Raw genomic sequence first — 12,512 nt, 5'->3', positions numbered from 1 at the left:
GGCTCCGTTACGTGTCTCTGGCGCCCATGTCGAAGGCTCAAAGCAGACAGGATCAAAAGAACTGATGCGCCGGATCATGGCTTTTCCCCCGGAACGGCGTGACCCGCAGACGCTCGCCTGCGTCGTCAACACCGATTTCTTCGTTTGTCAGGTAACAGGCCGGATCTTCGGCCCAGGGATCACCGGTCAGTTGCAGGGCCCGGATGCGGGTGTTGCCACCGCAGACATCCTTTAGCTCACAGGCCCCACAGCGCCCCTTGAGGGGGCGCGGACGCGTGCGCAGCATGGCCAGCATCGGATCGTCGCTGGTCCAAAGCTCGGAAAACGATGTCGTCTTGACGTTGCCGACTGTGTAATCAGACCAGTAGGTGTCAGGATGGACCCGGCCCAGATTATCGATATTGGCCACACCCAAACCGCTGGAATTTCCTCCCCAAGCGGCCAGATGCTCGCGGACATGCGCAGCCTTGTCAACGTCGAAATGCGCACGAATCCAGTTCAGAAAATACCCCGCATCTGCGTCATTGTTGCCGGTTACGATGTCCAGCGGGCGACCGCCCGAGGCAGCCTCCCACGCGCGCTCCAACAGCAGATCCATTCCCTTGCGGGTGCGCTGATGCTCGGCATCTTCACCACGGTTTTTGTCACCACGCCCGGCATAAACCAGGTGCGACAGGTAAAACTTGTCGACGCCCTCGTCATCGCATAGCTGAAGCAGGTCCGGCAGGTGATGCTGCGTGCCTTCGGTCAGGCAGAACCGCAAGCCAACCTTGATGCCGCGCCTCTTGCATTCGCGCACACCGCGCAGGGCGTCGGCAAAAGCCCCTTCAACACCGCGGAACCAGTCATTCGTGGCCCCGATCCCATCCAACGAGATGCCAACGTAGTTGAAACCAACGTCGGCAATCATGTCGGCTGTTTCATCATGAATGCGTGTCCCGTTGGTCGACAGCGCCAGCATCGGCACAATGTCGCGCGCACGTTTGGCAATGTCGAAGAAATCGAACCTGTCCAGTGGTTCCCCACCCGAGAGGATCAGGGCCGGGACGCGAAACTGGCCCAGATCCTCAAGGGTTACCATGGCTTGCTCGTGGCTGAGCTCGCCCGGGAACGCAACATCCGCCGAGACGGTGTAGCAATGACGACACTTCAGATTGCAGCGCCGCGTCAGGTTCCAGATTACAACCGGTTTCACAGGACCGGGGCGGCGTTTTCGCACCGGGGTCGGTTTGACCAGCTGGTGCATGTATTCGGTCAGGCGGAACATCGTCTCAGCCTTTCTTTTTCAGGCGCAGCCCGGTCTTTTTCAGGATGCGCGTGGAATAGAGGATATCCTTGGCCCGGCAGGCATCACCCAGGATCATAGTGATCTGGGCGCGTTTTTCCTCGACTTCATCCCGATCCGATCCGTGAACCATGGCAAACAGATTGTAGGGCCAGTCGGGCAGGGCGCGCGGGCGTTCATAGCAATGGGTGACAAAGGGTAGAGCACCGATCTGAGCGCCCAATTCGGCGATGCGGTCATCTTCGACATCCCAGACAGTCATGCCGTTCGAGGTCATGCCAAGCTTGTAGTGGTTGGGGGCGGCCGCGATGCGGCGGATTACGCCGCGCGCTTTGAGGGCTGACAGCCTCTCAAGCAGATCGGCTTCCTGCATCCCCAGATCATCAGCAACCTGAGCATATGGGGCAGAAACCAGAGGCAATCCGCCCTGTAGCGCTTGGATAATCTGTCTGTCTGTTGCGTCGATCATGCCGCCACCCGAAAGCCGATGTAGAATTCCTGAAGTTTGGGGAAACAAAGAACCTCGATCCCCGTTTCCCGTTCGATTGCATCGGCTGTGGCCCTGATTCCTTCGGGCGTTTCAGTGGCCAGTACGAACCACATGTTCAGCCGGTGCGTGCGTTCATAATTATGGGCGACCTCGGGGTGTGCATTGACTTTGGTCACGACGGCTTCAAATTCCCCGGCTGGAACGGCCATCGCGCAGAGGCAGAAGGCACCGCCCATTGCAGCGGCATCGAAGAACGGCCCAAAACGTGTGATGACGCGTGTCTCTTTCATGCGCGTCAGGCGCGCCAGCAATTCGGCCTCGGACAGGTCAAGTTCTTTGGCGACTGTTGCGTAAGGATGTGAAACCAGTGGCAGATCGTCCTGCATACGGTTCAGGATCGCACGGTCAGTTTGGTCCAGCGTCATGCGGCGACCTCTTTGGTTTGAATCAGTGCACCGGTCTGCTTGAAACAGCGGGTAGAGAACAGAACCTTGTTCCGTGCACCTGTCAGTTCGGACAGGGTCGTCGCACGGGCCAGTACGTCCAAAGCTTCGCTGCGGGACCGCGCGTGGATCATGGAATACAGGCGATATGGCCACACATCGGGCACCGGGTTGCGCTCGTAACACAAGGTCACCCCTGGGAAAGCGGCCAAAGCGGGGCCAGCGATGTCGATCTGCTCTGCCGGCAGGTCCCAGACCACCATCGCATTGGCCGACCAGCCAAGCGCCCGGTGACGTACGATGACGCCCAGCCGCGAGATGATACCGGCCGAATGCAACGCGATGACTCGCGCCATCACATCATCAACGTCCCGGTTCAGTGAATGTGCCAAATCTGCATAGGGTTCAGCGACCAGAGACAGTCCCGAACTCAGCGTCTGCAGTAGACACCGATCACCCTCGCGCATCGCAGTTGCATCCACCTGGCGTGCTGTAGGCACGGTTTTGACCCCGCCGATCATGCGGAACCCAAGATCAACGTTGAAAGGGCGCACCAGCCGCAAATCCAGCACCCGCAGCCCGGTGACCCGGCTGATCCGTGCGAGGGTAGCATCCACATGCGCCCGATCCGGGCCGGTTGCAACGAACCAGAGGTTCCAGGTATCCTCACGCTGATAATTGTGGTTTACACCCGGTTCGGCGTCGATCAGGGCGGCGACCTCTTCCAGCCGCTCCTCCGGGACGGACACTGCCGCCAGCGTACTGGCCGTCACCACGCCGGGCGTGATGGTTGCGCCAACCCGCGTGATGCGACCCGTAGTGCGCATTCTTGAAAGGCGGTGGATGACTTCGCTTTCGTCAAGTCCAAGTGCGTTTCCAAGAACCTGAAACGGGCGTTCGATCACCGGGAAATCGCGCTGAAATTCATCCAGCAAGCGGCGGTCGATCGGGTCTGTAATGTGTTGCATGACTTACAGACCCGTCTTGTGCGCACGCGCGGTAAAGAAGATACCCGAAGGGCTTTCGGCCTCGATCTCGCGCAGCTTTTCAAAACTATGCGTGTCATAAACCATGACCTTGTTCGCATCGCGCACACTGATCCAAACCTCGTGCCCGCGCGGCGTGAATTCCATGTGCAAAACGGCCGGGCCGGGCTTGAATTCGTGGATGATCTGTTTGCTGACGGTATCGATGACCTGAATGGTATCGTTCAGCGGGTGGGCAAAGTTAACCCAGACCTGCCGCCCGTCCGGGCGGGCCATGGCAAAGACCGGCTGTCCGTAGGTTTGCGTGCGTCCGGTCTCGGTCAGGGTGGTGGAGTCGATCCACAAAACCTCGTGGTGGCCAACGGCGGGCAAGGCAAATTCGGACCCTGTCAGCGCCCAACCTTCCAGATGGGGCATCTTGTAGACCGGCATTTCCTCCTGACCACGGCCATAGCCGGGTAGAACGCGGATCGGTTCCGGGTTGTCGGACCACAGATCAAGCGCGGTCAGACCATCCTCGCCAAACAGGCCGGTGATATAGGTGCGGCCATTGGCAGTGATCAGCGCGTCATAAGGGTTCTTGCCGATATCGGGGATCTTGGTGATCTCGGGCGCGCCTTGTGCGAAATCCGCGATCCATGTCTCACCCGTGTCCCACATTGTGAAAACGAAACGGCGACCCGGCGCGTCGACCAGACCAATCGTTTTGCTGCCGGTGGGAATGTCAGCCACCATCTCCAGCGTTTGCGCATCAAACACGCGCACACCGCCGGGTTCGTAATTCGATACCGCTACAAGGGCGCCATCGTCCGAGATTGCGCCGCCAATGGCGTTTCCGGACTGCACAACACGGTTCACGATCTGGCGGGTGACAATGTCAACCTTGGTCAGGCCTCCGTCGCGGCCAAAGACATAGGCAAAACGTTCATCCGGTGAATAGACCAACGAGGCGTGGGACAGATCGCCCAATCCTTCTATCCGGGCCAGAGCTGCACGGTCGGACTGGTCCACCAACAGGACCGATCCGCTGGCACGTTCGATCACCAGCCCAAGGTCTCCTGTTGCCATCGGCTCGGCCTGGGCCGTGGTCATCATCAATGTCGCCGCAAGGCTGAGGATAAGGTGTTTCATTGTGCCTCCTGTTCCAGCAGGTATCGGGCAATCCATTCGGCCTCTTCTTCGCTGATCAGGGGCCGCCACGGGGGCATCGCCGTATCGGGGATGCCGTCAAGGATGACGCCGGTCAAAACCTCGGCGTCATAATGCTCCAGTGTTTTCGAGCGCAGATCAGGCCCCAGGCCGCCTTTCAGTGATAACCCGTGGCACGAGCCGCAATCCTGATGCACAAGTCTTTTCAGTGCGTTGGGATCAATGACATCGGCAGCAAAGGCGGACGTTGCGGCCAGAACCGCAGTTGTCAGAAAGGTTCGGGCAACCCACCCCTTGTGGCCGGGCACATTTCTGTTCGGCGCGGGACGCGGCACACGATTTCTGCACCCTAGCTTAGCCATGAGCCCGTTCCAGAATGTTCGCCACGGGCTGTTCGGCGTAGAGTGAGACAACTTTGCCGATGATGAAAAGCGTTGGTGCCTTCAACCCGGAGGTGCGCACGTCGTTGGCCAATTGGTCCAGCCGTGACACCAGCCGGCGTTCATCGGGTGTCGTCGCATTTCCGATGGCCAGAACCGGTGTTGATCCCGGTAGGTTTTCGGTCATCAGCCCCATGGCGATCTGGCCGATATTGGCCACACCCATATAGACCACCAGTGTCGTGTCCGGGTCGGCCAGGCGTTTCCAGTCCAGATCCAGCACTTTGTCTGCCTGCCGGTGTCCGGTAACATATTGAACCGAGGTGGCCAGACCGCGATGGGTCAGTGGCACGCCGGTCGAGCAGGACGCGCCCTGCGCCGCCGTGATCCCCGGTGCGTATTCGACTGCCACGCCATGGGCCATCAGATAAGCGGCTTCTTCCGAGCCGCGGCCAAAGATCATCGGATCGCCACCTTTCAGACGGGCGACCGTGTGACCTGCGCTGGCCTCTTCCAGAAGGATTTCGTTGATCCGGTCCTGTGGGACGGTGTGGCATTTGGGCGCTTTCCCAACAGGGATCAGCCGCGCGCCTTCGGCGTGCAGATTCAGGATATCAGCAGACACCAGCCTGTCATAGACCACCACATCTGCTTCCTGCAGCATTCGCAGGGCACGCAGCGTCATCAGTTCGGGGTCGCCGGGGCCTGCACCAATCAGAAAAACCTTACCGCTCATGTTCAAACTCGCTGGGTCTGAATGTCTTCGAAACCCGGGTATTCCTGCGCGAATCCAATGCTTTTGCGGGACGTTGCTGGGTAGGCCGGGCGTGTCATGAAGGCAGATTGGCGCAATCGAAAACCAACCTCCTTGACATAAGTTAAGGAGCGCGGGATTTGCGCCCGCGCCCCTCAATTCAGCCTGTAAGTACACCTAAAATCAGGGCTCGACAGTGATCATCCCGATCATGTTCTGTGTCTCCCAATGGGGCCCGCAGAGATAATCCTGAGGGCCGGGTGTCAGGAAGGTCATTTCGACCGTTTCTTCCGGGAACAACCGGTCGCTTTCGGGTTCGCTGCCATCTTTCAGCAACACACTGTGGCTGGTGCGCTTGTCGACATTCACCCATCGGACAGTTGTACCTGCCTTTACGGTCAGTTCGAACGGGCAGAAATTGTAGTTGTACATCAAAACCACTTTGGCGTCCTCGACCGAGGCCGAGGGGTGGCCGAACAGCTCGACATAACGTTCTTCGGCTTCGGCGCAGATCTCGGCGGTTTCATCAGACCAGGCTGGCGCGGCAAGAAGCAGCAGCGCGGGAAGAAGGCGGTGGGGTTTCATGGTCCATGTCTCCTTTCCAAAGTAATTGGGGCCGGGAGAACCGGCCCCAAACTGTTATTGCTTGACCACGTTGATAAACGCGCTGTCATCGTCCAGCGCTAGGCTGGTATCCAGCGTTACGTGGTGGAACCGTGCGGCGGCAAAATCATCATGGATTGCAAAACCGACCGTATAGGTTTGACCGGCCTCCAGCGGAACATCGCCGGGTGCGCCTGAGTTCAGCGGACGTGTGAAAACAACCGTCCACATGCCACCAGACAGGTTTGCCGAGGCTGCAATCTCACCATCATTGACCACCCGCTGTTCCAGCAGATAACCATTTGTGGCACTGCCGTCCGCGTAGACACGCATCAGGTCAAGATAGGTACCGTCAGCCAGATACTGCTCGATTTGTTCGGCGGCCTGCAACTTGTCCCAACCGCCCAAAGCCTTGCCGCCTCGACCTTTGATCTCGATCTCGGTGCGGCTTTCGCTGAGGTACTTGGTCACGGTGTCCTGAGCGGTCAGGCGACCGGAAACATCCCCGTTTGCGGCAATTGCATCGGCCTCAGGCGCAAAGGGCATATAGGTGTTGTCGGCGTGGCACGACGCCCAGCACCCGACCTGATCGCCCAGCTCGATACCGGTTCCGGTGATCATCATAGCGACCTTGATCTGGTTTTCAGGATCCATTTTGCCGCCATCGACAAACGGAGCAGGGTTGTGCCCCGCATCCGGCCATTGCAGACGGATGTACAGGTTTTCGTCATCATGTGCCGCCTGAACGGTTGCGTCGATCACACCGCGTTTGCCGGGGATCGGAGTGGGTTCCAACTCGCCACCGGCAACGATCTTGTTACCAATCGCATCCAGTTCCTTGGCATGACAGGTCGAACATTGATCGCCACCTTTGGTCAGCGGACGGGCCCCGCCATGGGTTTTTCCGTTCTGCACCCATTCAAACGACGCCTGGCCTGGATAGAACAGTTTCAAGTCCGCACTGGCCACCGCATTCCAGTCGATGTTGGCACCGACATCGCCGCTTTCACTGCTGGCAGGTGTTGCCGAACCATCGGTTGCAGCCGCTGCCCGCTCTTCCGCGACAGCGGCGTCAACTGCTGCCGCAATCTGGGCCTGAACGGCCTCCTGCTGGGCTTTCTTTGCAGCTTTCTCAGCCTCGGCCTCGGCAGCTTCCTTGGCTTCGATCCGTTCAAGGCTGGCAAGGTATTCTGGCGGAATTGGTCGAATGAAGGCCGGATTTGGCGCTTCAAGCTCTTCCAGATATTCGTCGGATGCGCGGCCTCGGATGTTCGAGTGTGCAATGCCCTTGTGGCAGTCGATACATGTCTGACCGGTTTCCATTGCGTTCAGGTGCTGCTGACGTGCACGCGGACGCTGGAATTCAGGCATCATCGATTCAAAGTCATGGCAGTTTCGACATTCACGCGAGTCCGTTGATTTCATCCTCTCCCACTCATTCATGGCAAGATGAATGCGCTTGGCTTCGAATTTCTCTCGGGTGTTGATGGTGCCGACCATCTTTCCATAAAGCTCTTTCGAGGCTTTTATTTTGCGGATGATTTTGTGGGTCCAGTCCTTGGGCACGTGACAGTCCGAGCAGACCGCACCAACGCCCGACCGGTTCACGTCGTGGATCGTGCCCTGGTATTCCGCATAAACAAAATCTCGCATCTCGTGGCACGAGACACAGAATTCCTTGGTATTCGTGGCTTCCATGGCGGTGTTGAACCCACCCCAGAAGATGATGCCGGCGGCGAAAGCCGCAGCAATACCGGCCACGGGCATTCCCCACAGGAAATACCGGCGCCAGATCGGTTTTTTCTTATCCGGTTCGGAAGTCATATCCGGGCTCCGTTTTGGCTGTCTTGTCTGGCCTTGGGTGGCAGGCCGGTGAGTTTGGCGGATCTGTCAAACGAGGAAAGGGCGGGCGAGGGGCCCGCCCTTTCCGGTTTAGGTTGCGAACCCCTCAGGTGACGTGGTTCGACCGGTTGTGGACATTGAACTTGCCGGTTGGCGCGTAAAGTCCGTCAATCCGACCGATCTCTTCCAATGTCTTGGCGTCGAAGATCACAATCTGACCGTTGGGTTCCTTCGAGTCCGACAGGTTCCACTTGGAAACCCAGACCTCGGTACCATCGGCGTTGAATTCGAAGTGAACAGCGGCGCTGCCTTCGTCTTCGGTGATCTGGATGGTTTTCACGATCTCGCCGGTCTCTTTCGAGATGACCTGAACCGATTGTTGAATTTCCGGCTCGGGGTGTTTGGTCTGATCAGCCCAGATGTAATCCGAGTTCGGGTGGGTGCGGACAAACAGGCCGGGGCCGTCGGTTTCCACCTCGTAACAGGTTTTCCACGCCTGATCCGGGTGGCCTTCTGGGTCGTTGCCCCAGACTGTCACGGTACCGACACCCAGATGGGTTGTGCCCGCCACAGGTCCGCAGTTCGGGTCAATCCAGTTCGCGCCCGGGCCGGGGTGCGGCAGGGCAGCGGTGTCGATCATAGCCTCAAGCTTGTGCGTTTCGGTATCGACAACGACCATCTTGTTCGATGCGTTTGCCGCGATCTGGAAGTACCGGCCTGTCGGGTCGAAGAACCCGTCATGCAGGAACTTGGCCGAGTTGATCTTGTCAATCCGCAAGTTGTCGAGGTCGGTGTAGTCAACCTGCCAAAGCTGACCCAGCTCTTTCACGGCAACGATCCAGGTGGGTTCGTTCGGCGTGGTGTAGATAGCGGCCACACGGGCTTCTTCCACATACTCACCATCTACGTTTGTGCCACGGGTCGAAACGACTTTGACCGGCTCCATGGTCTGCGCATCAACGATCGCAAAGTGAGGCGGCCAGTACCCACCACCGATGACGTATTTGCCGTCACCGGACACGGCGACATCGCGCGCGTCATAGGCGATCTTGACTTCCGAAACCAGCATCTTGTCCGGCGTTTGCCAGAGGTCGATCTTGGTCATCTTGCCGTCACGGCCCATTGTGTACCAGAAACGTCCAGGTGTTTCGGGTTCGGTGATGTTGTGATGTTCCGAAGCCTTCAGGACGTGCACGGCATAGCCGGTCGGAATATGCGTCAGCACTTCTTTCGTGTCACCGTCGATGACGGCAACCTTGCCCACATCGCGTTCGATGACGACAAAGAAGTTTTCCCAGTTGCGGCCGTGAAGCGGCTCGGTCGGGTAGTCTGCTTCTTCGACGTAAACCTTGCGGGTTGCCTTCATCTGTTCCAGCGACATTTCAGGCGGCTTTGGGGCCTCCATCATGATGTATGTCGCCATATCCTTGATTTCCTGCTCAGACATGATGTCCGAGAAGTTGTTCATCCCGCCTTCAGTTCCCCAGGCGATGATTTTCTCAAGGCGTTCCTGACCCAGTTTCAGGGTGCCGCCTTCGGTTACGGTGCCGTCGGCTGCGGTCTTCTTCCAATGCGGTTCCAGGTTTTTACCGGTAGCGCCTTTGCGCAAAACCCCGTGGCAGCCTGCACATTGTTCAAAGTACAGTTGTTTCGAAGCTTCAAAGGCTTCGTCGCTAAGTGTTGGCTCGTCGGCAAAAGCTGGAGCAGCGACGCTGCCCAACAACATTGCCAATCCGACCCCAAATGCGCGGCCGGTCTTGTTGTAGCTGATTCCAAGTGACATGATCACTCTCCATTTGCGTGGTGAGGCAATGCGGAGACTGATCCATCACGGGATTGTCATCCTTGACCAAAGTCAACGGGCGCGGCGCTAACTTTGTTCTTTGGACAAAAACCAGGTGCAGATTTCACCAATAAAACCTGTTTTTTTCACACATGTTTATGGCGTCTTGATTTCGGTTAAGTGCCCCAATCCCGTCGGACGGTACTGCTTGTTGAACGATAAGATGAGCCATGGAGAGCAGGCATGTCATCTGCAATATCGCGCATTTTCAGCGAAGGATTTCGGATATTTTTCCTTTCCGCCGGTCTTTATGGTGTGTTTGCCGGTGTCGCCTGGGGTGTTTGGCTGGCCTCACTGGATGGGCTTTTACCTTATGACGAGCAAAGTTATGGAATGCCCCCGGTCATGTGGCATGCCCATGAGATGATTTTTGGCTATGCAACGGCAGCACTGGGTGGGTTCTTTCTGACGGCAGTTCCGAACTGGACCGGCACGCCCGAAGTGCGCGCGCGCTTTGTCACGATTGTAGCGCTGATCTGGATGGCGGGGCGGCTGGCGGTGTGGTTTTCAGGATCGCTCTCTCTGATCACCGTCGCGATTGTCGACCTGAGCTTTGTCCCGATCCTTGTCCTGAAGATTGCCAGCCAGCTGATACGCAGGCCCAAGCCACAGAACATGATATTTCTGTATCTCCTGAGTTTGGTATGGGTGGCCAACCTGATGGTTCATCTGGAATGGATTGGTATCACCACAGACACGTTGAATACCGGGGTGCGCGCAGGGCTGCTGACCTTGTGTTCTATGATAGCGATACTGGGGGGACGGATCACACCAGCCTTTACGCGCAATGCAATGAAACGCGACGGTGTACCCGAAGCCCTGTGGCCGGTTTCAAATGCGCCGCTGGAAAAGGCCGTGATGGCGCTTGCCCTTGTGCTGCCGTTGTTGGTGCTGAGCTTGGGCAGTGTTTCCTTGGCGGGTATCTGCGCGTTGTTGCTGGGCGGCGCCCAGCTGATGCGCATGGCACGGTGGAGAGCGGGTTGGGCGCTGCGGCAGCCGATCCTGATTGCTTTGCACCTGGGCCTGATGATGCTGGCCCTTGGGTTGTTGCTGTGGGGGTCTGCCGTCATCGGATATGGTAATGAGATCGGCGCGCTGCACATTTTGGGGATCGGGTGCGTTGGTGGCATGACCCTTGCCGTCATGAGCCGCGCCGCCCTTGGCCACAGTGGCCGCCCCCTTGTTGCACCGTCGCCTATGGCGGTCGGATACGGACTTATGGCGGCGGCGGCTTTGGTCCGCTGGCTGGGGTCCGGGCTGGCAGGTGGCTATATGGTGGCCATGCTGACGGCTGACGGGCTTTGGATTGCCGCAATTGGGTTGTACCTGTTTGCCATGTGGCCGGCGCTGACAGGCCCGCGCGCAACAAAGCAGGGCTGACCCGTTCGTTTCGCCGCGGCTTGCCGTTTCAGGATATCAAGGGGCGTTCGTTCTTGACGTGACGCTGGACGAGCGCGCGTGCGCGTCTTCCTTTTGCGGGTATTTGCCGCGCAGCCTGAGGGACGTGCCCCGGTTCAGCCAGTTCCGGAAACAGAGTGAAGATCTCCTCTCGGGCGTCAGGGTGAACGCTGGACAGGGCCTGCGCACCAGTGAACAGGCTCTCTGACGGGGCCCCTTCCGCGTAGATGATTTCATGACGGTCGAACAGCAAATGGAAATACGTGACTGACACGGTTTCGTCTGCGACACAGATTCCGGGGCTGGCAACAAGTATGTGGGCCGGAACAAGGATTTCTTCGGTGTCAAACATTCTGACGGCGATCCGGGATCGAACCAGCATACGGTGCTGTGGCGAAACAAGCAGGTCGCGCCGTGGTACCCGATCGCCTAATGAACCGGCCTCGATCCGAATGGGTTTCAGCCTGGGACGGGCGCGAAGCGCCGCTTGATCCAGATGCCGCGTTCCGATCCAACGTACATGTTGTGACCCGTTGTCGGCAGTCATGACCATGTCACCCACCTTCAGATCCTCGATGGGCATCGGACCTTCTGGCGTCATAATAAGTGTTCCGGCAGTAAAGCACGGCACGTCAATGATGGCAGCCGGGTCAGTTGTGTCGGGCGCATTGGTCGGCGTGACGTTCACGATGTTCATCGAGTAGGTCGTACCGGGCACAAGAGGTTCAGAGGTAATATAGCCGCCCAATACGCCGTCAACTTCGACGCGATATACAGTAATTGTGCCCCCGCCTGGTTTGGACAGAACGTAGGATTCTTCCAGGTATATTGGGCCGCTTAGAAAGGTGGTCGAACCATCGAGGGTGGTGATAGTACCGGTCTGCGTCAGGTCATCACCGTCTTCGTTGTCAAAGCGGTCACCGTTGAAAACATTCCCTGTATCGGGGATAGGTGGTCCGCCGCCGTTTTGAATAAAACCACCGGCTGCGTCAGTCACGCTGAACAAACGACGATCCGTGTCGGGATCAAAATTGACATCCAACGTAACCGTGTCCGGCCCAATCGTATTCACCGTGATGACACCGGGTGTATAACCGATATAGGAATAGTTCGCCATTTTTGCCCATCAATCTTTGAAGCGGAATTTTCACCTTTTCTCAGGTGGTTGATTACGTCCGGTATATCAAGAAGTCGACGCGAAAGTGTTCACAATTGCCTCAGATTTCAAGGCGACCCTAAGGTCATTTCGTTATTCTCGGTGTTTGCGGATCTCTGATCTCGTTCCTGAGGATACTTTAGAAGTCTTGACTTTCGTTAAGGCAGCCCTGTGACCCGCACG

The 12,512-nt window shown here is 57.8% G+C and carries 12 protein-coding genes; 1 reads left to right on the top strand and 11 read right to left on the bottom strand.

The window, feature by feature from the left end; all coding sequences use genetic code 11:
* Nucleotides 1-52 precede the first annotated feature (52 nt).
* The 10 genes from nirJ to ACR3E2_RS17720 form a co-directional block, all read right to left on the bottom strand.
* The gene (nirJ, locus tag ACR3E2_RS17765; RefSeq protein ID WP_480484306.1) at nt 53-1,267 is read right to left on the bottom strand and encodes a heme d1 biosynthesis radical SAM protein NirJ; all 1,215 of its coding nucleotides are present in this window, start codon (nt 1,265-1,267) and stop codon (nt 53-55) included.
* 4 nt (nt 1,268-1,271) lie between these two features.
* Nucleotides 1,272-1,754 (bottom strand): siroheme decarboxylase subunit beta, encoded by a 483-nt coding sequence (ahbB, locus tag ACR3E2_RS17760; RefSeq protein WP_480484307.1) that lies wholly within the window; start codon nt 1,752-1,754, stop codon nt 1,272-1,274.
* A complete protein-coding gene (locus ACR3E2_RS17755) occupies nt 1,751-2,200 on the bottom strand; it encodes an Lrp/AsnC family transcriptional regulator (protein WP_480477381.1) in 450 nt (149 codons plus the stop codon). The genes ahbB (ACR3E2_RS17760) and ACR3E2_RS17755 overlap by 4 nt, the downstream gene beginning before the upstream one ends.
* On the bottom strand, nt 2,197-3,186 hold the full coding sequence (ahbB, locus tag ACR3E2_RS17750; protein WP_480484308.1) for a siroheme decarboxylase subunit beta: 990 nt from the start codon (nt 3,184-3,186) through the stop codon (nt 2,197-2,199). Before ahbB (ACR3E2_RS17750) ends, ACR3E2_RS17755 begins: the two co-directional genes overlap by 4 nt.
* Nucleotides 3,187-3,189: 3 nt before the next feature.
* Complete coding sequence (locus ACR3E2_RS17745) at nt 3,190-4,335, bottom strand: cytochrome D1 domain-containing protein (RefSeq protein ID WP_480484309.1); 1,146 nt, start codon at nt 4,333-4,335, stop codon at nt 3,190-3,192.
* The gene (locus ACR3E2_RS17740; protein WP_480484310.1) at nt 4,332-4,715 is read right to left on the bottom strand and encodes a c-type cytochrome; all 384 of its coding nucleotides are present in this window, start codon (nt 4,713-4,715) and stop codon (nt 4,332-4,334) included. Before ACR3E2_RS17740 ends, ACR3E2_RS17745 begins: the two co-directional genes overlap by 4 nt.
* Entirely contained in the window at nt 4,708-5,469 is a 762-nt protein-coding gene (gene cobA / locus ACR3E2_RS17735; RefSeq protein ID WP_480484311.1) for a uroporphyrinogen-III C-methyltransferase, read from the bottom strand. The genes ACR3E2_RS17740 and cobA overlap by 8 nt, the downstream gene beginning before the upstream one ends.
* Nucleotides 5,470-5,670: 201 nt before the next feature.
* On the bottom strand, nt 5,671-6,072 hold the full coding sequence (locus ACR3E2_RS17730) for a cupredoxin domain-containing protein (protein ID WP_480484312.1): 402 nt from the start codon (nt 6,070-6,072) through the stop codon (nt 5,671-5,673).
* 54 nt (nt 6,073-6,126) lie between these two features.
* Nucleotides 6,127-7,914 carry a NapC/NirT family cytochrome c gene (locus ACR3E2_RS17725; RefSeq protein WP_480484313.1) on the bottom strand — a complete coding sequence of 596 codons (1,788 nt, stop codon included), beginning with the start codon at nt 7,912-7,914 and terminating at the stop codon, nt 6,127-6,129.
* A 124-nt stretch (nt 7,915-8,038) separates the two neighbouring features.
* Nucleotides 8,039-9,715, bottom strand: a complete 1,677-nt coding sequence (locus ACR3E2_RS17720; RefSeq protein WP_480484314.1) for a cytochrome D1 domain-containing protein — start codon at nt 9,713-9,715, stop codon at nt 8,039-8,041.
* 243 nt (nt 9,716-9,958) lie between these two features.
* On the opposite strand from ACR3E2_RS17720, the gene ACR3E2_RS17715 reads away from it, so the two are divergent.
* Nucleotides 9,959-11,155 (top strand): NnrS family protein, encoded by a 1,197-nt coding sequence (locus ACR3E2_RS17715; RefSeq protein ID WP_480484315.1) that lies wholly within the window; start codon nt 9,959-9,961, stop codon nt 11,153-11,155.
* Between the two features lie 28 nt (nt 11,156-11,183).
* Here the strand turns inward: ACR3E2_RS17715 and ACR3E2_RS17710 are convergent, their stop codons facing one another.
* The gene (locus tag ACR3E2_RS17710; RefSeq protein WP_480484316.1) at nt 11,184-12,290 is read right to left on the bottom strand and encodes a Hint domain-containing protein; all 1,107 of its coding nucleotides are present in this window, start codon (nt 12,288-12,290) and stop codon (nt 11,184-11,186) included.
* Between the last annotated feature and the right edge of the window lie 222 nt (nt 12,291-12,512).

Source organism: Ruegeria sp. AL7, assembly GCF_056536105.1.
This window is presented reverse-complemented; position numbering and strand designations above follow the sequence as displayed.